Here is a 21,415-nt window from a genome sequence, read left to right on the forward strand (position 1 = left end):
CCAGGGCGACGTTGATCTCCTGGAAACCCCGGCAGATGCCCAGCAGCGGCACGCCCTCATGCACGCAGGCCTTCACCAGCGCCAGGGTGAGCAGGTCGCGGTCGGCGTCCAGCGGCAGGCTCGGGTCGGCCACGTCCTCGTCGAAATGGGAGGGGTGCACGTTGGAGGGAGAGCCGGTCAGCATCACCCCGTCCACCAGGCCCAGCAGTTCGCTGATCTGGCCGGTGTCGGCCAGGGGGAACATCACGGGCTGGGCGTCCGCCCCGACCTTGACGGCCCGGGCGTATTTGTCACCCAGCAACAGAAAGGGCATCTGATGCCCGTGATCGCCCATCAGGCGGTGGTCGGCAGGCAGCCAGACCATGCAAGGTGGCTTGTTCATGAAGACTCCAGACAATGGCATTCATTGTGAGGGGCCAATTGGATCAGAATAAGGGCCATTTGGCGCCACCTGGTGGTGCCAAATGGTGCCCCCCCTGCGCCGCTGACGCGGCTTCCCCCCGTTGGGGGGACCGCACCTGTGGCCCGGCGAAGCCGGTTCCACGGTGCGTCTGGATGGGGCCATTTCGCGCCGGATTGCGCCCTGGAAAGAAGCACATGCTGTCTGAATTTCTTCTCGCCGAGATGAGCCGCCTGGGCTCGCAGGACGCGCTGCCCCTGCACCGGCAGCTCTACGAGGCGCTGCGCCGCGCCATGCTCGACGGCAAGCTCGGTGCGGGCGAGCGCCTGCCTTCCAGCCGCGACCTGGCCCAGGACCTGCGCCTCTCGCGCAACACGGTGGTGGCCGCGATCAACCAGCTCAGCGTGGAGGGCTACCTTGCCAGCCGGGTGGGCAGTGGCACCTTCGTCAACGACAACGTGCCCCGCGCCACGCCGGGCCGCTCGGCGCGAGCGGGCGCGGGCCGGGCCGCCACCAACGGCACGCAGGCGGCCCGCCTGTCCACGCGCGGCCAGGCGCTGGCCAGCACCTTCTGCGCCACCGAGCTGGAGGTGCAGCCGTTCACGCCGGGCATCGCCGATTTCAGCGCCTTTCCGCTCACCCTCTGGCAACGGTTGCAGAACAAGCACTGGCGCATGACCTACCCGGACATGCTGGACTACAACGACTCGGGCGGCTACGCGCCGCTGCGCCGCGCGGTGGCCGATTACCTGCGCGTGTTCCGCAGCGTGCACCTGGAGGCCGACCAGGTCGTCATCACCAGCGGCACCCAGCAGTCGCTCGAGCTGTGTGCGCGGCTGCTGGCCGACCACGGCGACACCGTGTGGGTGGAGGACCCGGCCTACTGGGGTGCGGTCAAGGCCTTCATGGCCACCGGCCTGAGCCTGCACCCGGTGGCGGTGGACGAGCAAGGGATCAACCCCGGCATCGGCGACAACGCCCGCCCACCGCGCCTCATTTACGTCACACCCTCGCACCAGTACCCCACCGGCGCGGTGATGTCGCTTCCCCGGCGCCACCAGTTGCTGGCCACCGCGCGCGCGCACGACGCCTGGGTGCTGGAAGACGACTACGACAGCGAGTACCGCTTCAGCGGCCCGCCCATCTCCAGCCTGGAAGGCCTGGACACCGATGGCCGCGTGTTCTACATGGGCACGTTTTCCAAGGTGCTCTATCCGGGCCTGAAGATCGGCTACCTGGTGGTGCCCAAGCCGCTGGTGGCGGCTTTCAAGCAGGCCCACTACGACCTCAACCGCCCGGGCCAGATGCCGGTGCAGGCCGCGCTGGCCGAGTTCATCGAGATGGGCCATTTCGCCAGCGCGCTGCGCCGCGCGCGCCAGAACTACGGCGAGCGCCGCCAATGCCTGCTCGAAGCCCTCAGGCCGGTGCTGCGCGACGAACGGCCCGAGGGCCCCAGCATCAGCGGCGCCGAACAGGGCCTGCACCTGTGCCTGCGCCTGCCCCTTGAGGTGGACGACCGGGCGCTGGCACAGCGCATCGCACAGCACGGCCTCACGGTGCGGCCGCTCTCGGCCTATTGCCTGCAGCGCACGGACCTGCGCGGCCTGGTGATCGGCTACGGCTACGCGCCGCTGGCCGAGATCGCGCGCTGCGGGCCGCTGCTGGCCACGGCGGTGCGGCAGGTCCTGGGCGCCACGCCATGATCGGCCTCGCCCGCAACCTCGGCACGCTGGTGCGCGCCGCGTTCACCCGGGGCGAGTGCACGCCGCAGTCGCGCCTGAGCTGCCGTTTCCGCGTGACGCCTTTCGACGTCGGCCTGCGCGTGCTCAAGAGCGACCGCTACCTGCAGCTGGCCGAGGCCGCGCAGCTCGATTTCATGGTGCGCACGCGCCTGGCCGTGCCGCTGGTGCGCGCGGGCATCGGCTTCGTCAACGCCTCGCAGCTCATCCGCTTCGCGCGCCCCATCGGCCTGTTCCAGCGCGTGGACGTGCAGACCGCCATCGTGTTCGCCGACGACAGGTGCGCCTACTTCGCCCACACCCTGCTGGTGCGCGGCGTGCTGCACGCCGAGGTGCTGGTCAAGATGAAGTTCAAGCAGGGCCGCCTGACGGTGCCACCCCGCGACGTGCTCGGCGACTGTCCTGCCGAGAAGCCCGCGCACCTCGTGGCCTGGGACCAGTCGCTGGCGGGCCGCTGAGTCAGATCACGTCGCGCAGGCGATGCCACAGCATGCCCAGCGCCAGGCTGGGCGTGCGCAGCAGCGCGCCGCCGGGGAAACGACGGTGCCTGAGCCGCGCGTAGACGTCGAAGCGCGCCGCCTGACCGGCCACGGCCTCGGCCACCAGCCGGCCGGCCAGACCGGTGAGCGCCACGCCATGGCCGCTGAAGCCCTGCAGGTAATACAGGTTGTCGCCCAGGCGGCCAAAGTCGGGGGCGCGGTTCATGCTGATGTCCACGAAGCCGCCCCACACATGCTCGACCGGCACCTCGCGCAGCGCCGGAAACACCTCGCCCATGCGCTGGCGCATCAGGGCTTGCAGGTTCACCGGTGTGCGGGTGGTGTAGCTCACGCGCCCGCCGAACAGCATGCGGTGGTCGGCACTGAAGCGGAAATAGTCGAGCACGAAGTTGTTGTCGCACACCGCCGCGTTGCGCGGAATCAGGCGCGCGCACAGCTCGGGGTCGAGCGGCGCCGTGCCCACGATGTAGGTGCCCACGGGCATGATGCGCGGCGCGATCTCGGGCGCCACGCGCGGGCCGTACTCGGGCAGCATGCAGTTGCCCGCGAGCACGCCGAAACGCGCCTTCACCTGGCCGCGCGCGGTGCTGGCCACCAGGGTGGCGCCGCGCTGCAGGCCGGTCACGGGCGAGTGCTCGAAGATGCGGGCGCCGGCGGCCTGCGCAGCGCGCGCCAGGCCGAGCGCGTACTTCAGCGGGTGCAGGTGGCCCGAGCGCTGCTCGCGAGCGGCCGCCACGTAGCGCGGGCTGTTGATCAGGCGCGGCAGGTCGGCGCCTTCGGCCCAGTCCACCGCGAGACCGCGCCGCTTGAGGCCTTCCATCTCCTCGTGCAGCTCCTGCGCCTTGCGCGCCGAATCGGCGACGTACACGTAGCCGTTCACGCGGTCGCACGCGATGCCGTGCTCGGCGATGCGCGCGTCGATCAGGTCCAGCGCCTCCAGCGACATGTCCCAGGCGCGTTGCGCGTCCTCGGCGCCGAGCTGCTGCTCGAAGGGGCCCTGCCCGCTCGCGTAGCCCACGATGGCCTGGCCACCGTTGCGCCCGCTCGCGCCGCTGCCGATGCGGTCGGCCTCCAGCACCACCACCGAAAACCCCCGCTGCGCCAGTTCCAGCGCCGCGCTCAGGCCGGAGAATCCGGCACCGACCACCACCACGTCGGCCTCGATGGCTTCTTGCAGCGGCGGCAGCGCCTCGGGCCGCTGCACGCTGGCCTCGTAGTAGCTCTTTTGGTTGAGCTGGGTGTCCGAACCGATGAGCGACATCAGATACCCCCCTGCCGCGCTGCGCGCGATCGCCCCTGAGGGGGGACGGCACCCCAGGCCCGGCAAAGCCGGTTCCTCGGTGCCCCTGGAACAAGACACTTCATGCCAACAGCGCGGTGCAAAAGGTTCATCGCTTGGCCACCTGGCCGCTGAGGTAGGTCCACACAAACGTGGCCGCCGCATTGGTCGTGAGCTCGGCGTGGTCGTAGGCCGGGGCCACTTCCACGCAGTCCATGCCGATCCAGTTGAGGTCGGCCAGCGATTCCAGGAAAGTGAGCACCTGCGAGCTCGTCATGCCGCCCGGCTCGGGCGTGCCGGTGCCGGGCGCGAAGGCCGGGTCCAGGCAGTCGATGTCGAGCGTGAGGTAACAGGGGCGCTGGCCGATGCGCGCGCGGATCGCGTCGATGGCCGGTTGCAGGCCCGCACCGTCCAGCCCGCGCAGCGCGCGCGCCGTGAAGATCTGGCCACCCTGGTCGGCCACGTACTCGCGCGCCGCTCGCTCGCCGCTGGAGCGGATGCCGATCTGCACCGTGTGCGCCGGGCTCGCCAGCCCCTCCTGCAGGGCCTCGTAAGTCCAGGTGCCGTGGCCGGACGGTTCACCGAAGTGGTCCCCCCAGGTGTCGCAGTGGGCATCGAAATGCACCAGTGCCAGCGGCTCGCCGCCGTGCCGGGCCTTGGCCGCGCGCAGCAGCGAAAGCGTCACGGAGTGGTCGCCGCCCAGGAACACGCAATGGTGTTTCGCCATCAGCGCGGCGGCCTGTGCCTCGATGTGGCGGCGCACTTCGGGCAAGGGCGAGGCGTTGGGCAGGCGCATGTCCAGCGCGTCGCCCAGGTGCGCCAGGGGCGACACGTCGAACACCGGGTGGATGCCGTCGCACAGCATCAGGCTGGCAGCGCGGATCGCCTGCGGGCCAAAGCGCGCGCCCGGCCGGTTGGTCACCACGCCGTCGAAGGGCACGCCCACGATGGCAAAGGGCTGCTCGCCCAGCGGTGCGCAGGCCAGGAAGCGGTTGGTGTTGTTGGCGTAGGCGAACTGACCCATGGCCATGAAAGCATCCTTGGTGAACAGGGTGCCAGAAGATACCCCCCGCCAGTACCGCCCATGAGTCCAATTGGCCGGCGGCGCCAGCGTCCACCTGGGGCAGGAGGCACCGGGCACCGGGTAGCATCTGGCCCGGTGCCGCCATCCGGTGGCTCCTTTCTGAGGACGATCACACATGAAGCTCTACTACTCACCGGGCGCTTGCTCGCTCTCCCCGCACATCGCCCTGCACGAGGCCGGTCTGGCCTTCGAGGCCATTCCCGCGCCGACCAAGACCCACCAGTTGCCCGACGGCACCGACTACTACACCATCAACCCGCTGGGCTACGTGCCCCTGCTCGAACTCGACAGCGGCGAGCGCCTGCGCGAAGGCCCGGCCATTGTTCAGTACATCGCCGACCAGGTGCCCCAGAAGAACCTGGCACCGGCCAACGGCACGATGGCGCGCTACCACCTGCAGGAATGGCTGAACTTCATCGGCACCGAGGTGCACAAGGGCTTCTCGCCGCTCTTCAACCCAGCCACGCCCGATGAGGTGAAGGCCACCACCAAGGAGCGGCTGGGCCAGCGCCTGAAGTGGGTGGACAGCCAGCTCGCCGGCAAACAGTACCTGCTCGGCAACGACTACAGCGTGGCCGACGGTTACCTCTTCACCGTGACCAACTGGGCCCCGCGCGTGGGCGTGGACATCACCGGCCTGGCCAACCTCGCGGCCTACCGCGCCCGCGTCGGCGCACGCCCGGCGGTGCAGGCGGCCATGAAGGCCGAAGGCCTGATCTAAGGCCGGCTCAGAGCGCGCGCTGGCGCCACGCCAGCGCCGCCCCCAGCCACAGCGCGACGGCCGAGAACACCAGGCCGCGCGCCAGCCCCCCGGGGCCGTCGGCGATGAAGCCCACCACCGTGGGGCCGACGATCTGTCCGGCGGCGAAGACGATCGTGAAGGCGCTGATGCCCGCGGCCCACTGCGCGGGTGGCAGGTTGTGCCGCACCAGTGCGGTGGTCGACGCCACCACCGACAGGAACACCCCTCCGAAGAGCAGCCCCGAAGCCAACACCAGTGGCCAGCTGCTGGTCAACGCCGGCACGATGGCCGCCACGCCCAGCAGCGCATTGAGCCGCGCCAGCGCCTGGCCGTCGCGGTGCCGGTCCAGCAAGCCGGCCCAGATGCGCGACGACGCCAGCACCGCCAGCCCGAGCAAGGCATAGAACGCGGTCACGGCGCCGGGTGAGGTGCCCTGCTCGCGCAGCAGCGCGATCACGAACGTCATGTAGCCGATGTAGCCCACGCCAAAGCCGGCGTAGCCCAGCAGCGAGAACACCCAGTCGCGCACGCGAAACACCGGCCCGCCGCCCGCCTGCGCGCTGCCCGCCGGCGCGGCGTGGGCGGCCAGTACCCGCGCCGGCCAGGCCATGAGCCCCGTGGCCAGCAGGCAGATCAGCGCCAAGCCCCACCAAGCCCACGCCCACGCGTGCGGCTGTGACGCCGCCGCCGCCAGCACCGGGGGCACGCCCAGCGCCGAGACCACGATGCCCATGCCCGTGCCGCCGTAGTACAAGCCCAGCAGGAACCCGCTGCGCTGGGGCTGGCGCGCACCCAGCCGCGCCGCCAGCAGACCGCCCGCGATGAACACCAGGGCGCTGGCCACGCCGGCGAGCAGGCGCTGCACGAGCAAGGGCGTGGCCGCCGTGAAGAAACCGCTCAGGCCCATGAACAGCGAGGCCAGCAGCGAGCCCACCAGCAGCAGGCCGGTGGGCGGGAAACGCCGCATCAGCCAGGGCGTGGCCAGCGCGCCGATGAGGTAGCCCAACGCGTTGAAGGTGTTCATCGCGCCGGCCAGCGTGTAGCTCCAGCCCAGGTCCTCCCGCATCGGCGGCAGCAGCAGCCCGTAGGCGAAGCGGGTGATGCCCAGCGAGACCGCCGCTCCCAGTGAGAGGGCCAGCGCCAGCCGCACATAGGGCGTCGTGTCGGGGCTTTCAGCCGGGGGAGTGGGATGCGTGCGTCGGTCCATGGCGGGCCATTGTGGTGGATGGAGGGCCCGGCCGCACCAGTGCCAATTCGGCGCGCAACGAAATGTCCACTGCGCGGCAGTGGCCGCGCGCGGCGCCACCGCGCTTAAGCTGGCGCCATGTCCGATCTCCAAGCCCTTGCCGCGCTCCAGCAGGCCGAGCGCGAACGCTTCATCGCCACGCACCCGCAATCGCTGGCCCTGGCCCGGGCCGCGCAGGCCCATTACCTCTTCGGCGTGCCGTTGCACTGGATGCGCGACTGGCCCAGCCCCGCCACCCTGTTCGTGCAGCAGGCCCAGGGGGTGTCGCTCACCTGCGTGGACGGCCTGCGGCACACCGACTTCTGTCTCGGCGACACCGGCGCCATGTTCGGGCACAGCCCGGCGCCGCTGGCCCAGGCCATCGCGCAACAGGCCGCGCAGGGCCTCACCTGCATGCTGCCTTCGGCCAACGCGGTGGCGGTGGGCGAAGGCCTGGCGCGGGTATTCGGCCTGCCGATGTGGCAACTCGCGCTGACCGCGAGCGACGCCAACCGCTTTGTCCTGCGCTGGGCGCGCGCCATCACCCAGAGGCCCCAGCTGCTCGTGTTCGACGGCTGCTACCACGGGGCGGTGGACGACACCCTCGTGGACCTCGACCCCGCCACCGGCCGCACCCTGCCGCGGCCCTCCGTGCTCGGCCAGGTGCACAACCACGCTGACTTCACCCGCGTCGTGCCCTTCAACGACCTGCCCGCGCTCGAGGCGGCGCTGGCCCGGGGCGACGTGGCCTGCCTGCTGGCCGAACCCGCGCTCACCAACTTCGGCCTGGTGCCACCCGCGCCGGGCTTCTGGGACGAGGCGCGCGCGCTGTGCCGCCGGCACGGCACCCTGTTCGTCTGCGACGAGACGCACACCATCTCCACCGCACTGGGCGGCTACGCGCGCGCTCACGCACTGCAACCGGACTTCCTGGTGGTCGGCAAGGCGGTGGCCGGTGGCCTGCCCTGCGCGGTGTACGGCTTCACCGACGACGTGGCCCAACGCATGGCCCGGGCCAAGGACGCCGCGCCCGAGGGCCACAGCGGTATCGGCACCACGCTCTCAGGCAATGCGCTCACACTCGCCGCGCTGCAGGCCGCGCTCACGCACCTGCACACCGACGCCAGCTACACCCCCATGCTGGCCCTGGCCGAGCGGCTCGAAGCCGGCCTGCGCGAGCGCATCGCCCGCGCCGCAAAGCCCTGGACGGTGACACGCCTGGGCGCGCGCATGGAACTCCAGTTCATGCCGCACACCCCCCGCCACGCGCAGGACGTGCGCGACCACGCACAGGCCGAGCTCGAGGCCCTCACCCACCTCTTCATGCTCAACCGGGGCGTTCTGCTCACGCCCTTTCACAGCATGATGCTGGTCTCTCCCGCCACGTCCGCGCAGGACGTGGACCAACTGCTGCAGGTCTTCGACGCCTTGCTGGCCGCCCTGGCGACCTAGCCTTCAGGCCTCGGCCTCGCCCAGTCCCAGCGGCGCGGGCGCGCGCAACACGATGCGGGTGAACAAGCGGTCGAACTGCGGGTCCCGCGGCTTGCGCGGGTTCAGCGGATCGGTGTGCCGGGTGAACGCCTCATCCAGCACAGCCCAGTCCGAATCGGCCAGCACCTCTTGCGCCACCGGCAGCAAAGCGGTTTCTTCCAGGCGCATGTGATCCAGGTAGAAGCTCACGTAGCGCTGCGCCTCGGACTCGAATGCGGGGCGATGCAGCTCGCCCATGTACTCCCAGGCCATGAGCAGGTGCATCAGCTCGCGCACCCGCATCTCGCCGCTCATGTGGTCGCGCTCGAGCTGTTCGATGGTCGCCATGAGTTGCGGTGCCGCCCGCGCCAGGCGCGGGAACAGCAGGTTCGATTCCTTCGGGTGGTGGTTCTTCTCCGGGAAGGCATCGATGTAGAACAGCATCGCGCGCAGCACGTCGAAATAGCGCTCAGGACTGCCCGCACCAGACGCATCGGGGCCCAGCCGCACCATCTGCGAAAACGTGGTCAGCATCGCGCTCAGGCTGGCGTGCTCGTCAAGAATCACGCGAACCGCGTCGTGTGTGGTCGTCATGGGATGTCTCCTCCTGCGGGAGTTCCGAGCATCGCGCAGCGGCCGTGCGCGCGCATTGACGTGCGTCAAAGCTCAGCGCTGCGGCGGCTTCCAGCGCTTGAGCAGCAGGGCGTTGCTCACCACACTCACCGAACTCAGGGCCATGGCCGCACCCGCCACCACCGGGCTGAGAAAGCCCAGCGCCGCCAGCGGGATGCCCGCCACGTTGTAGGCAAAGGCCCAGAACAGGTTCTGCCGGATCTTGCGCACCGTGCGGCGCGAGATGTCCAGTGCGGCCGCCACCAGCAGCGGGTCGCCGCGCATGAGCGTGATGCCAGCGGCGTGCATGGCCACGTCCGCACTGGCGCCCTGGCTGTGGCTCATGGCCATGCCCACATCGGCGGCCGCCAGTGCGGGCGCGTCGTTCACGCCATCGCCCACCATGGCCACGGTGTGCAGCCGGTCACCCACCACGGCCGCGCGCAGCTTGCGCACGATGGTGGCCTTGTCTCCCGGCAGCACCTCGGCGATCACCTCGTCGTGGTCGGCGCGCAGCCCCAGCCGCGTGGCCATCGCCAGCGCCGCGCCGCGGTTGTCGCCAGAGACCATGAACAGCCGCATGCCCTGCGCGCGCAGGCCGGCGATGGCCTCGGCCGCACCGGCCTTGGGCTCATCCCCAAACGCCAGCAGGGCCAGGGGCGACCAGGCAGCGGCCGAAGCGGCATCGCCCGGCGTCTGGCTGGCCAGCACCGACACCGTCGCGCCCTCGGCCTGCAAGGCCTTGGCACGCTCATCCAGCGGACCCAGCTTCGCGCCCAGCTCGCCCATCCAGCGCAGGCTGCCCAGGGCAAACAAGGCGCCATTCACGCGGCCCTGGCTGCCCCGGCCCGAGACCGCCTGCACGTCTTGCGCGGCGTTGGCTGCCACCTCGATGGCGCGCGAGGCCGCGGCCTCCAGCACCGCGCGCGCCAACGGATGCGCGCTCTGCGCCTGCAGCGCCGCGGCCACCTGCAGCACGGCGATCTCGTCCACACCCGGTGCCGCCTCGATCACCGTCAGGCGCGGATGGCCTTCGGTCAGCGTGCCTGTCTTGTCGAAGGCCACCGTGTCCACCTTGTGCGCGATCTCCAGCGCCTGCGCATCCTTGATCAGAATGCCGTGCTGCGCAGCCACGCCGGTGCCCGCCATGATGGCCGCCGGTGTGGCCAGTCCCAAGGCGCAAGGGCAGGCGATCACCAGCACGGCCACCGCATGCAGCAAGGCCTCCTCCAGCGGCGCGCCCGTCCCCAGCCAGCCCAGCAGCGTGACCAGCGCGATCGCCAACACCACCGGCACGAACACGGCCGCGACCTGGTCCACCATCCGCTGCACCGGCGCCTTGCCGGCCTGTGCGTCCTGCACCAGGCTGATGATCCGGGCCAGCACGCTTTGCGCACCCACTGCGCGCACCCGGACGTCGACCGCGCCGTCGCCGTTGAGCGAGCCGCCGGTCACGCCGTCGCCCACGTCCTTGGACACGGGAAGCGACTCGCCGGTGAGCATGGATTCATCGGCCTGCGTGTGGCCCTGCACCACGGTGCCATCGGCCGCGAAGCGCTCGCCAGGCAGCACGCGGATCACGTCGCCCGGCAGCAGTTCGTCCACGGCCACGTCGGTGGTTTCGGTCCGGCGGACGCCATCGGGCAACAAATGGGCCCGATCGGGCCGCAGCGCGTGCAAGGCACGGATCGCGGCGGTCGTCTGGCGCTTGGCCCGCGCTTCCAACCATTTGCCCAGCAACACCAGCGTGATCACCACCGCCGAGGCCTCGTAATACAGGTGGGGCATCTCGCCCGCCTCGGCACGCCACCACAGCCAGGTCGACAGCGCCCACCCAGCCGTGGTGCCGATCGCCACCAGCAATTCCATGTTGCCGGTGCGGGCCTTGAGCGCGTGCCAGCCGGCGCGGTAGAAGCGCGCGCCGAGCACGAACTGCACCGGCGTGGCCAACAGAAACTGGATCCAGGCGGGCAGCATCCAGTGCCGGCCGAACAGGTCACCCACCATGGGCACCACCAGCGGTGCCGAAAGCACGGCACCGATGAGCACCGGCAGCAGGTCGCGCGGCACGCCCATCACACGCTCGACAGCCACCTCGTCCATGGCCTCCAGCGTGCGAGGCTCGTAGCCCGCATCGCGCACCGCGCGCTTGATGCGCGCCAGCGACTCGGCCTCGTCCACCCCGCTCAGGGTCACGCGCGCCGACTCCGTCGCCAGGTTGACCGTGGCATCGCTGACCCCCGGTTGCTTGCGCAGCGCTTTCTCCACCCGCGTCACGCACGAAGCGCAGGTCATGCCGCCCACGCCCAGATCGATCTGGGTCAGCGGGTAGGTCGAGAAAGTGGCACCGGCGTCAGAGGGACCAGGGGCAGAGGCAGGAGCAGCAATCGTGTTCATGAGGTCAGCATAAGCTTTACCACCATGGGAAGGTCAAGTGCGCTTGTAGCGAACTGTGACGGCGCGGGTGGCACTTGACCTTGACACGATGTCAAGGATCACAATGGGTGCATGTTCCATCCATCCTCAAGGAAGACACCATGAAACAAGTCCTCGACGTCCAGGGCATGACCTGTGGTCACTGCGAAAAATCCGTCACCACCGCCATCAAGCTGCTCGATCCCCAGGCCGAAGTCCACATCGATCGCGGCCAGAACCGCGTCGAAGTGGACAGCACGCAAACCCGTGAGGCCCTGGTCGAAGCGATCCGCGAAGAGGGCTACCAGGTGGCCTCCTGACACCATGGCTGCCGACCGCCTTCTTCAAGCGCTGGAGCCCCAGGCAGAACACGACCCGGCCGACGCGCTGATCCGCTGGCCGGTCAGCATCGGCAAGGCGGCCCAGCTCAGTGGCATCTCGCCCAAGATGCTGCGCCACTACGAAAGCCTGGGCCTGCTCGCGGCGGTGCCGCGCACCGACAGCAACTACCGCCAGTACGGCCTGGCCGACGTGCACACGCTGCGTTTCATCCGCCGCGCGCGCGACATGGGCTTCGGGCTGGACGCCATCACCGAGCTCGTGAGCCTCTGGCACAACCGCCGGCGAAGCAGCGCCAGTGTCAAGCGCATCACGCAGAAGCACCTGGACGAACTGGCCCAGCGCATCGAAGCGCTGCAGGCCATGCGGCGCACCCTGGACCAGCTGCTCAACCTGTGCCCCGGCGACGATCGCCCGGACTGCCCCATCCTGGACGACCTGAGCCATCCCGCTTGCACAGTTGCTGCAAAAAGCAGCACAAAACTTTACAAACCCGCCACATCGGCGGCACGGGGTGGACACACGCGCGCCAGACACTGAAACCACTCCGCAGCCCGACACCTGTCCTGTGGAGATCCATCCTCAACAGTCACCAGGAGTCCTCATGAAATCGCTTCCGAAACGCGCGCTGATCGCCACCACCCTGGCCACCGCCCTGGTGGGCACCTTCGCCACCGCCCTGGTGCAGGCTTCTGCCTTGCACCCCACCGCCATGGCCGTGGCCCAGGCTGACACCGCCGCCAAGCCGGCGGTCAAGCCCGCCGCCCCCTCCGCCGAGCAGCGCGACCAGAAACGCGCCGAACACCAGGCCCAGATGCAAAAGCGCATGGCCGAACGCCAGGCGGCCCTCAAGGCTGAACTCAAGCTCACCCCCGAGCAGGAACCGGCCTGGAACGCGTTCATCGCCCGCACCCAGCCCCTGCCCGGCGCCATGCCACGCCCAGGCACCCGGGAAGACTGGTCCAAGCTGACCACCCCGCAACGCCTGGACAAGATGCAGGCCCTGAAGGCCGAGCGCGATGCCGCGATGGCCAAACGTGTCGACGCCATCAAGAGCTTCTACGCGGTATTGAACGCCGATCAACAAAAAATCTTTGATTCAAAGCACTTGGGCGGCTTCCAGCGCGCCGGCATGCACCACGGCCACCGGGGTGAACACCGCCACCACGGCGAGCAACCCGGCGTGAAAAAGCCGGCCTGATCGGCCGCCCAGGGGGCGTCGGGTTCCCGTCTCACTATTCTTCTAAATCTTTAAATACAAAATAGCAGTAGTAGTAGAGGGCGCTGTCCGATGTGGACAAGCGCCCTTTTTCTTGCTGGATCAAGGACTTGGCTCACGCAGAAGCCTGTGTGAAGCACACGGTTCCCTGACGCTCTAAACGGGGATAACCAGGCCTGCACCCACTTTTCTGTGGATAACTACTGCTTTGTTAAAAAGTTATACACAGGTTTGTGCAAAACCCGCTCGTCGGCGGCTGAAACATGCCCTGACACCTGCGCACGGTCCTGAGGCTTGACCGGCCAACCCGGCTGGTAAGATGCGCCGCTTCACAGCCAGACCTGCCGACCCGGCGTTCCTGCGGCTGGCCCGTTTTTGGATCTGTTTCGCCCATGTCTGTCGCCCTCGCAGGAAACGCGCCCGCCACCTTCGAAATCAAGAGCGCCCACCTGCCTCTGGTCGCTCTGATGCTCAAGTCGTCCAACCTGGAACTGCTGGCGCAGGAATTCGCCCAGCGTTTTGGCGACATGCCCGATTTTTTCGACCACGATCCGGTGGTCATCGACCTGCATCCGCTGAACGTGGCCGAAGCACACGCCCTGCCCGACTTCGGCGCCCTGCAGACCTTGCTGCGCCAGCACCGCCTCACGCCCCTGGCCGTGCGCGGCGGCACCATCGAACAGACCGCGCTGGCTGTGGCCGCGGGTCTGACCCCTGCGCCCGATGCCACTGTGCAACGGGCCGCGCCGTCGGCGGCACCGACCGAAATCGCCGCGCCCGAACCCGTGGCGGTCCCCCAGCCGATGCCCATGCCCGGTGCGCTGGTGATCGACAAGCCGCTGCGCTCGGGCCAGCAGGTCTATGCGCGCGGCCGCGACCTGGTGGTCATGGCCATGGTCAACCCGGGTGCCGAAGTGATCGCTGACGGCAACATCCACGTGTACGCGCCGCTGCGCGGCAAGGCCATTGCCGGGGCACGCGGCTATGGGGAGGCGCGCATCTTCGCGCTGTCCATGGCACCCGAACTCATTTCCATTGCCGGCATCTACCGCACCAGCGAAGTGGCCCTGCCCGAATCGGTCCAGGGCAAGACCGCGCAGGTGCGCCTGGTGCCCGGCCCCGACGGCGACAAACTCGTGATCGACGCCATTGGCGTCTGAGTGTCGCCCCCTATTTGAATCGAAGGACTTTCACCATGACCAAGATTGTTGTCGTCACCTCCGGCAAGGGCGGCGTGGGCAAGACCACCACCAGCGCCAGCTTCGCTTCGGGCCTGGCTCTGCGCGGGCACAAGACCGCCGTCATCGATTTCGACGTCGGTCTTCGCAACCTGGACCTGATCATGGGCTGCGAACGCCGTGTGGTGTACGACCTGATCAACGTCATCCAGGGCGAGGCCAACCTCAATCAGGCCCTCATCAAGGACAAGCAGTGCGAGAACCTGTTCGTGCTTGCCGCCAGCCAGACCCGCGACAAGGACGCCCTGAGCCAGGAAGGCGTGCACAAGGTGCTGACCGACCTGTCGGCCATGGGCTTCGAGTACATCATCTGCGACTCTCCCGCCGGCATCGAGACCGGTGCGCTCATGGCCATGCACTACGCCGATGAAGCCCTGGTCGTGACCAACCCCGAGGTTTCCAGCGTGCGCGACTCCGACCGCATCCTGGGCATGCTGGGCAGCAAGACGCAGCGTGCCATCGAGGGCAAGGAACCGATCAAGGAACACCTGCTCATCACGCGTTACAACCCGGGCCGGGTGGCCGATGGCCAGATGCTCTCGCTCGGAGACATCCAGGACATCCTGCGCATCAAGCTCATCGGTGTGATCCCGGAAAGCGAGAGCGTGCTCACCGCTTCCAACCAGGGCATGCCCGCCATTCACCTCAAGGGGACGGACGTGGCGGAGGCCTACAGCGACGTGATCGACCGCTTCCTGGGGGCCGACAAGCCGCTGCGCTTCATCGAGGCCGAAAAAGTGGGCTTCTTCAAGCGCTTGTTCGGGGGGAAGTAAGGCATGTCGATCCTGTCCTTCCTGCTGGGTGAAAAGAAGAAAACCGCCAGCGTCGCCAAGGAGCGCCTGCAGATCATCCTGGCGCACGAACGCAACGGGCGCAGCGCCTCCGAGCCCGACTACCTTCCCGCACTGCAGCGCGAACTGGTGGCCGTGATTGGCAAGTACATCAAGATCAACCCGGACGACATCAAGGTCCAGCTCGACCGCCAGGACAATCTGGACGTGCTCGAGGTCAAGATCGAGCTGCCCGACCGCAAGTGATGCGTGTGGATTCGGGCGCGATGCGGCGGCTCGCGTCCTCGATGGCTCATCCTGTGCCGCTTTTATCCCACTTCATGCTGCCAGTGCACGGAACATCCACCGGTTCCTAGACTCCAACCTCTCGGGGTGGCAGCAGCTTTGCCGGTTGCAGGCGGTGGAAAAACCGCACCCACCCCAGGTTTCGCGGCGCTGCTGGGTTTCTGCACGAATGGCGCAGGGACACGACTCCCCGTCTGTCTGGCTTTTCCTCTGGGCCGGTTGTGGGGCAAATCGGGGTCGAGCAACGCCGCCTTTTCTTTCGCCGGAGACGGCTTGCCATCGCGGCATGCACCATCGAGCAAAGCTGGAAGGTGGTGCCGATGATCCGAAGACCCGGCGCGGCCGGTGGCGCTAGGGGGTGGTGGCCGGTGCGGCCGGCACGGCAGGCGACGGGGTCACCGCTGGAGGGTCTACGGGGTCCAGCAGGCTCCTCGGCGGATTGCGCTTCATTTCGCCCGCGAGCGTCAGCTGCTCCGGACTCATGCACTCGTCGGCCAGGCGCTTGCCCAGCTGCTGGCTCATGAGCATGGACTTGTTGCCCAACTGCAACCACATGGCACCGCGCCTGGGGTCTTCCAGGCGAATGGCGCCGGTGCGGCTTTCCACCGGGTGCATGTAATAGCGCGCGTTGCGCACGTTCTTGACCTGCACGATGAAGAACCCTTGCCGCTTGGCGGGCGTGATCTCCACGGCCGAACCCAGCTCGCAAGGGATGCTGCCGAGGTAGACGCGTTGCGCCACCGCGAGATCGGCGTCGGTCAATGTGACGCTGACGTCTTCTTCGATCGGCGTCACCTCTTCCACCGCCTTGGCCGCAGAGCGGGCCAGCGGGGCGCGTTGGGTGGCGGCGGCGGGTTTGGCCGCCGGCTTCGCGGCGGGCTTGGCAGCGGGCTTCGCTGGCGTCTGCTGCTGGGCCATCACCGCGGCGGGTCCGAACGCCAGAGCGCTCAGGGCGAACACAAGAGGAGGAATTTTCATGGACCGTAGTCTGCACGCAAGGCCGCCGAAATGCTGTTCGCAGATGTTTCGGTCATCGCCACCAGGGAGAGGACAGAAGCGCTGCGCAGGCTGAGAAATCGCCGGCGGCCGGCGCTGGCGACCCTCAGCGGCACTGGTCGTCAAAGGTGCTTGTCATGGTGGAGACCACCTCGGGGCGCACGCCGAGCCATGTCTCGACCTTCATGCCCGTGGCCTTGGCTTCGCAATGGAGGCGCGCCGCTTCAGGGGCTTTGGCCGGCATCAGCTTGATCAAGCCGGACAGGGCATCGCAATACTGTTTGAAGTTCTTCGCACGCAATGCGTTGTCTCTCTGCGAGCGCAGCTTGTCGTATTCGCCGCATTGCGGGTCGGGTGCTGCGATGGATGCCGAAGCGAGAAGGGACAGGGTCAGGCCAAGAAGGAGGGTGCGCATGAGAAAGGGTCCCGGGCGGGCATGGTGGGGTCGGTGGATCGGCGTTCAACGGGCGATCGCGAGTATTCACCGAGGCCCCTGCGCTCGGGAAGTGACCCGGGTCACTTGTCAGCCCGCCAGTGCTTCCAGCAGTTGTTGCGCGCGCACGGGCTTGTGCAGGAAAGGGACCCCGCTGGCCCGGATGTCGGTGATGCGCTGCGCGGAGGTCTCGCCTGTCACCAGCAGGGTGCGCACTTGCGGTGAGCTCAGGCGCAGCGCCAGGAGGAAGTCCAGGCCGTTGTGTGTTCCCGGGAGCCGGAAATCGGCAACGACGGCCTCGATCGGGTGCTGTGCCAGCAGGAGATGCGCCCGCTCCAGGTCACCGGCGGCATGGACCCTGCAGCCGCAGGCCGAGAGCAGCGATCCCATGGCCTCGCGGCTGACCGGTTCGTCATCAACGACAAGCACATGGCGCGGCAGCGCCTTCTCAGCCGTCGGGGACGGCGCAACGCCGCTGTCCACCGGGGCCGCCAGTGGGCCCGCCTGCCCATCTGCCTCACCCACCCACACCCGGAATCGCGTGCCGCGCAGCGGCGTGGATGAAAGCGCGATCGGGTGCTCCAGCAAGTCCGACAGCCGCTTGACAATGGACAGGCCGATGCCCAGTCCGAAAGCGCGGTCGCGTTGCGGATTGGCCAACTGGTAGAACTCGTCGAAGACCCGCTGTTGGTGCTCGGTGGCGATGCCGATCCCCGTGTCGATGACCTCGAAACAGACAGAGCCGGCCCGCCCCGATGGCAGCCCCGATCTGGCCGCCACAAGCACCCCGCCGCTTTGCGTGTACTTGATGGCGTTGTCAATCAGGTTCCCCAGCAGGCGGGTGAGCAGTTGCTCGTCGCTCAACACAAGCCGTTCTCCTGGCGCCCGGAACCGCAGCTGCAGGCCTCTCTCCTGGGCGGGGCCAGAGAACGTGTGATGGAGCGAGAGGAACAGCTCATGCACCCGCAGCGGTTCCTTGCGCGCCGGCACGGCCCCGGCATCGAGCCGCGAGATGTCGAGCATCGTATCGAGCGACTGGTTGAGCATGCGCACCGATTGGCCCAATCGCGTGACGGTCTGGGTGCTGTCGGGGTCGAGCCGGGATCGCTCGAGCACCGATGTGAACAGCGAGATGGCGTGCAGCGGCTGGCGCAGATCGTGGCTGGCGGATGCGAGGAACCGGCTCTTCTCCCGGTTCGCGTTTTCGACCAGCTCCACCTGTTGTGCCAGACGGCGGGCGAGATCTTCCTTTTCATAGCGCACGGTCAACGATTGCGCCAGCAGATCCGCTTGCTGGAATGTCCACTTGAGCGTCATCACCAGGAAGAGCGTCATGCACACGCCCAGCACCAGACCGACTGCGCTGCCCTGCCAGAGGCACGCGGAGATCATGCCGACCGCAGCCGGGATGCTGAACGCCGCGATGGTCTGGCGGTGGGTGGACACGATGGCGGAACCGAGCGAGATCGCGCCCATGATGAACACGGAAATCAAAATCAGCGGCTCGGTGCCCTGGTGCGCGTTGAGCAGCCAGGGTGCGGCCCCCCACAGGGTGCCCAGCAGAAAGATGTCCCTGACCCGGCCCCGGAGAATGGCAGGCAGCTCATGGTCGTGCATCGGGCCATGGGCTTGCAGCTTTCTGCGCTGCACATAGCTGCTGAAGATGGCGATGTAGAACAGGCCAAGCCAGACCAGGGCAAGGAAGGAGGCGCCCTTCAGGTAGAAAAGGATCGCCAGGGGGGTTGCAAAGGGGATCGGCGAGAGGATGCGAAGCGGTCCGGTCTTCTCCAGCAAGAGCTCGAGCTGGGTGCGTTGCACGGCCAGGGGCGCATGGGTCTGGAATGCCAGCGCCTGTCGGATGTTCGCCAGCAGCGCAGAGACCACGGTGCCTCAGGCAAACAGCCGGATCAATTCGGCGCGGGATCGAACGTTGAAAACGAGAAAAATCGTCGACACGCAGTTCTTCACCGAGCCCAGCGCCAACCCGGTTTCGGCGGCGATCGCCTGGTTGTCGAGGCCGCTGAGCAAGAGTTCCAGAATTTGGACCTGGCGGCCGGTCAGGCCGATGCCGGAGCCTGGACCCTGGCCGCTGGCCGGCACAGCGCCATTCCCCGGGCCTTGGCCTGCCGCGCGGGCGCTTTCAATCGTTGCCAGTACGCCCTTCAGATCGCCGGCATCGCCCGTCTTGCAGAAGTAGCCCCATGCACCGTGAGCCAACGCTTCTTCGCGGACGCGAGGATCGTGGGTGCCCGACACGACGACGATCGGCAGGCTCGGATGGAGCTTGCGCAGGAGTTTGAGCCCGGTCAGGCCACGGGTGTCGCCCAGGTTCAGGTCGAGCAACAGCACCAACACATCTTCGGCGCGTTGCTGCATCCACCGCAGGGCCTGCTCCAGGTTGGGAGCCTCCGCCACGTGAAAACGGTCGGCGAAGTGCTGAACGATCACCTGGCGCAAGCCCAGCCTCACCAGTTCGTGGTCATCCACCACCAGAACCGTTCTGCGTCGCTGGTCTTCAGCCATCGCGAGATTCCGCTTGCTCGCGCTCAGACCACCGGTCGAGCGGCATGGGCGGCAGTCCATGCGCGCCGCGAACGGGCCAGGGCTTGGAGGGGGGCACGAAGGGGTCGGGCATCGACCGGTATTTTGGCTCCTCTCCCCCCGTTATCGGAAATGGAGGTTTTGAACGCGGGCCGGCGGCGGCTCAGTAGGTGATGAACACGGTGTGGGCCTGGGTGCCAGCGCAGGTCAACCCGGTGCAGGTGCCCGCCTGGCCGGCCTGCATGCTGCCGGTGAGCGTGACCGCCTGGCCCGTGTTGCCGTTGCCGCTGCCGGAGGCGGGCGAGGGTGTGATGGTGTAGCGAAGACCTTGAAGCACCGCGGGATTCGGGCTCACCGAGATGGTCCAAGGCAGGCCCGAACTGCAGCGCAGCATGAAGCTGGTGGTCGAGGTCTGCGTTGTGGCGCTGAACGCGGTGTAGTTGAACGAGAGATTGCCGGGGTAGGTGTTGAACACGCACTGGTTGCTCACACCCACGGTCAGCGCACCCGTGACACCCACTTCCGTCAGCGCGCCCAGTTCCTTCGACGGTCGCACACCGTGCGTCCGCGAGTGGCTCCAGCTCAGGTCGTAGTTGAAGAACGCGGCGGTCTGCGTGTGGGACAGGTCTTCGAAGTGGCCGTGTCCTTTAACGAAACGATGTGCGTGTGGGGTGCTCCGCAGGTCGAGCTTCGGCTCGGTTGGCTTGCGCGGGTGGCCCATTACAGAGGCCGCAGCGGCGGGGAAACCTTGCGCTTCACGTACGTCGTGACGGAGGACGATGTGCTGGAAGCCTCGCTGAGGGCGGCGGAGGTGGAGGTTGAAGCGGTGAACGAGGTGGTCAATTCACTTTCGAAGTCCCTCACCATGTTGATGGCGGTCACCCGGCTGAACTCCGGACAGGTCACCACGTTGTCGGAGGCCGTCTCGCTGGAGAAGATGTTCAGCTCCCTGGCCAACGAGTTTGAAGAGACTGCGACCACCAGCGGCCTGAGCATCGTTTTCGAAGCGCATGAACTGAACGTGCTGACCGATCCTCACCATCTGAGAACGATCCTGACGAACCTGCTGTCCAATGCGATCAAGTACTCTTCGCGGGGCCTGGTGCGGATCGCCGCGACCTCTCCAATGCCACAGTCGGTGGTGATCAGTGTGGCCGACGACGGGATCGGCATACCGATGGACGACCTGAACAAGATATTTGAACCCTTTGTCCGGCTGCCCTACCGAAAAGACACCGTTGATGGAATTGGACTGGGTCTGGCCATCGTCAAACAGACGGCCGATCTCATCAAGGCGCCCATCCAGGTGGAATCGGTGGTGGGACAGGGAACGACGTTCTTCCTGACCTTGCCGCGCAGCCGGGATCTGCAAGCGGTCGTCGCACCTGCCAAGGACTCCTACCTTCGTGGTGTGCGCATTGTCGTCGTGGACAACGATGAAATCGTGCTGGAAAGCATGGCCCGCACGTTGGAGGAGTGGGGCTGCCGCGTCATTGCCGCATGCGACTGGGTGGGCCTGGAGGCCAAGCTGGAGATGACGTCCAGCCCGATCGACCTGATTCTGACGGACTTCCATCTCGATGCTGGCCTGTCCGGCTATGAGCTGATCAAACGGGTCCGCAAGCGGGCCGGGGCGCAGATCCCGTCCATTCTGCTGACCGGCGATGTGGAGATCCGCCATGGCCCGGAAAGCACCGCGACGGCCGTCGTCATTGCCTACAAACCCCTGCCCTACGAAAAGCTGTCGAACATCATCCTGGAGACGTTGTCTTCGTTTGGGCACCAGGCACCGAGCAGCACTTATTGAGCACCGCTGGCGCGGCTGTGGCTTTTGTGTTACATTGCGCAGTCGCCTTGAGCGACCAGCCGCACCCGAGCTTCACAGCAAGGGTGCAACCGCCCCCGGCAGAGGGGCTGCTGGTCCAGCCCCTCCAAGGTGTTGCCACACCGCTTTCTCGCAGCGCCGTGGCCTCTTCCTCCCTGCTGTTGCCGATGCCTCTGCCGTGGCTCGTGCGCTGATTCTGGCTTGACGCATCTGCGCCTTGTCGGCATCGGATCAACCGGTGGGGCACCCCGGCGCTTGGGGCTGCCACCTGTCATTTGCTTC

The 21,415-nt window shown here is 67.7% G+C and carries 22 protein-coding genes; 11 read left to right on the plus strand and 11 right to left on the minus strand.

The window, feature by feature from the left end; genetic code table 11:
- The coding region (locus KIT86_RS07095) for a gamma-glutamyl-gamma-aminobutyrate hydrolase family protein (protein ID WP_297396630.1) at positions 1–382 on the minus strand (382 nt) is incomplete at its 3' end.
- Between the two features lie 215 nt (positions 383–597).
- On the opposite strand from KIT86_RS07095, the gene KIT86_RS07100 reads away from it, so the two are divergent.
- Together KIT86_RS07100 and KIT86_RS07105 are read left to right on the plus strand one after the other, a co-directional pair.
- On the plus strand, positions 598–2,103 hold the full coding sequence (locus KIT86_RS07100) for a PLP-dependent aminotransferase family protein (protein WP_297396633.1): 1,506 nt from the start codon (positions 598–600) through the stop codon (positions 2,101–2,103).
- Entirely contained in the window at positions 2,100–2,597 is a 498-nt protein-coding gene (locus KIT86_RS07105; protein WP_297396636.1) for a thioesterase family protein, read from the plus strand. The genes KIT86_RS07100 and KIT86_RS07105 overlap by 4 nt, the downstream gene beginning before the upstream one ends.
- A 1-nt stretch (position 2,598) precedes the next feature.
- Here KIT86_RS07105 and KIT86_RS07110 read toward each other — a convergent pair whose 3' ends face one another.
- Complete coding sequence (locus tag KIT86_RS07110) at positions 2,599–3,900, minus strand: FAD-binding oxidoreductase (RefSeq protein WP_297396639.1); 1,302 nt, start codon at positions 3,898–3,900, stop codon at positions 2,599–2,601.
- Positions 3,901–4,027: 127 nt separating this feature from the next.
- Positions 4,028–4,948: an agmatinase gene (gene speB / locus KIT86_RS07115; RefSeq protein ID WP_297396642.1), complete on the minus strand. Its 921-nt coding sequence runs from the start codon at positions 4,946–4,948 to the stop codon at positions 4,028–4,030.
- A 169-nt stretch (positions 4,949–5,117) separates the two neighbouring features.
- On the opposite strand from speB, the gene gstA reads away from it, so the two are divergent.
- Entirely contained in the window at positions 5,118–5,723 is a 606-nt protein-coding gene (gene gstA, locus KIT86_RS07120; protein ID WP_297396644.1) for a glutathione transferase GstA, read from the plus strand.
- Positions 5,724–5,730: 7 nt separating this feature from the next.
- Here the strand turns inward: gstA and KIT86_RS07125 are convergent, their stop codons facing one another.
- Entirely contained in the window at positions 5,731–6,951 is a 1,221-nt protein-coding gene (locus tag KIT86_RS07125) for a YbfB/YjiJ family MFS transporter (protein ID WP_297396647.1), read from the minus strand.
- A gap of 117 nt (positions 6,952–7,068) precedes the next feature.
- On the opposite strand from KIT86_RS07125, the gene KIT86_RS07130 reads away from it, so the two are divergent.
- Entirely contained in the window at positions 7,069–8,421 is a 1,353-nt protein-coding gene (locus KIT86_RS07130) for a transaminase (RefSeq protein ID WP_297396650.1), read from the plus strand.
- A 3-nt stretch (positions 8,422–8,424) separates the two neighbouring features.
- Here the strand turns inward: KIT86_RS07130 and KIT86_RS07135 are convergent, their stop codons facing one another.
- Both KIT86_RS07135 and KIT86_RS07140 read right to left on the minus strand, forming a co-directional pair.
- On the minus strand, positions 8,425–9,033 hold the full coding sequence (locus tag KIT86_RS07135; RefSeq protein WP_297396652.1) for a hemerythrin domain-containing protein: 609 nt from the start codon (positions 9,031–9,033) through the stop codon (positions 8,425–8,427).
- Positions 9,034–9,105: 72 nt separating this feature from the next.
- Entirely contained in the window at positions 9,106–11,448 is a 2,343-nt protein-coding gene (locus KIT86_RS07140) for a cation-translocating P-type ATPase (protein WP_297396655.1), read from the minus strand.
- 140 nt (positions 11,449–11,588) lie between these two features.
- On the opposite strand from KIT86_RS07140, the gene KIT86_RS07145 reads away from it, so the two are divergent.
- The 6 genes from KIT86_RS07145 to minE all read left to right on the plus strand — a co-directional run bounded on the left by KIT86_RS07145 (position 11,589) and on the right by minE (position 15,299).
- On the plus strand, positions 11,589–11,786 hold the full coding sequence (locus KIT86_RS07145) for a cation transporter (RefSeq protein ID WP_297396657.1): 198 nt from the start codon (positions 11,589–11,591) through the stop codon (positions 11,784–11,786).
- A 70-nt stretch (positions 11,787–11,856) separates the two neighbouring features.
- Positions 11,857–12,345, plus strand: coding sequence for a Cu(I)-responsive transcriptional regulator (cueR, locus tag KIT86_RS07150; protein WP_297396814.1), 489 nt, complete (start codon positions 11,857–11,859; stop codon positions 12,343–12,345).
- 64 nt (positions 12,346–12,409) lie between these two features.
- A complete protein-coding gene (locus tag KIT86_RS07155; RefSeq protein ID WP_297396660.1) occupies positions 12,410–13,006 on the plus strand; it encodes a Spy/CpxP family protein refolding chaperone in 597 nt (198 codons plus the stop codon).
- Between the two features lie 410 nt (positions 13,007–13,416).
- Positions 13,417–14,184 (plus strand): septum site-determining protein MinC, encoded by a 768-nt coding sequence (gene minC / locus KIT86_RS07160; protein WP_297396663.1) that lies wholly within the window; start codon positions 13,417–13,419, stop codon positions 14,182–14,184.
- Between the two features lie 35 nt (positions 14,185–14,219).
- On the plus strand, positions 14,220–15,035 hold the full coding sequence (minD, locus tag KIT86_RS07165; protein WP_297396666.1) for a septum site-determining protein MinD: 816 nt from the start codon (positions 14,220–14,222) through the stop codon (positions 15,033–15,035).
- A gap of 3 nt (positions 15,036–15,038) precedes the next feature.
- Positions 15,039–15,299 (plus strand): cell division topological specificity factor MinE, encoded by a 261-nt coding sequence (minE, locus tag KIT86_RS07170; RefSeq protein ID WP_297396670.1) that lies wholly within the window; start codon positions 15,039–15,041, stop codon positions 15,297–15,299.
- Positions 15,300–15,689: 390 nt separating this feature from the next.
- Here the strand turns inward: minE and KIT86_RS07175 are convergent, their stop codons facing one another.
- The 5 genes from KIT86_RS07175 to KIT86_RS07195 all read right to left on the minus strand — a co-directional run bounded on the left by KIT86_RS07175 (position 15,690) and on the right by KIT86_RS07195 (position 19,864).
- Positions 15,690–16,316: a hypothetical protein gene (locus KIT86_RS07175; protein WP_297396673.1), complete on the minus strand. Its 627-nt coding sequence runs from the start codon at positions 16,314–16,316 to the stop codon at positions 15,690–15,692.
- Between the two features lie 124 nt (positions 16,317–16,440).
- On the minus strand, positions 16,441–16,749 hold the full coding sequence (locus KIT86_RS07180; protein WP_297396675.1) for a hypothetical protein: 309 nt from the start codon (positions 16,747–16,749) through the stop codon (positions 16,441–16,443).
- Positions 16,750–16,857: 108 nt separating this feature from the next.
- Positions 16,858–18,585: a hybrid sensor histidine kinase/response regulator gene (locus KIT86_RS07185; RefSeq protein ID WP_297396677.1), complete on the minus strand. Its 1,728-nt coding sequence runs from the start codon at positions 18,583–18,585 to the stop codon at positions 16,858–16,860.
- A 72-nt stretch (positions 18,586–18,657) separates the two neighbouring features.
- Complete coding sequence (locus KIT86_RS07190; RefSeq protein ID WP_297396681.1) at positions 18,658–19,290, minus strand: response regulator transcription factor; 633 nt, start codon at positions 19,288–19,290, stop codon at positions 18,658–18,660.
- Positions 19,291–19,471: 181 nt separating this feature from the next.
- Complete coding sequence (locus KIT86_RS07195; RefSeq protein WP_297396683.1) at positions 19,472–19,864, minus strand: hypothetical protein; 393 nt, start codon at positions 19,862–19,864, stop codon at positions 19,472–19,474.
- An 84-nt stretch (positions 19,865–19,948) separates the two neighbouring features.
- Here KIT86_RS07195 and KIT86_RS07200 point away from each other — a divergent pair, with 84 nt between their 5' ends.
- The gene (locus KIT86_RS07200) at positions 19,949–21,115 is read left to right on the plus strand and encodes a hybrid sensor histidine kinase/response regulator (RefSeq protein WP_297396686.1); all 1,167 of its coding nucleotides are present in this window, start codon (positions 19,949–19,951) and stop codon (positions 21,113–21,115) included.
- The last annotated feature ends 300 nt before the right edge of the window (positions 21,116–21,415 follow it).

This window comes from Hydrogenophaga sp. (genome assembly GCF_026125825.1).
Classification (GTDB): Bacteria; Pseudomonadota; Gammaproteobacteria; order Burkholderiales; family Burkholderiaceae_C; genus Hydrogenophaga.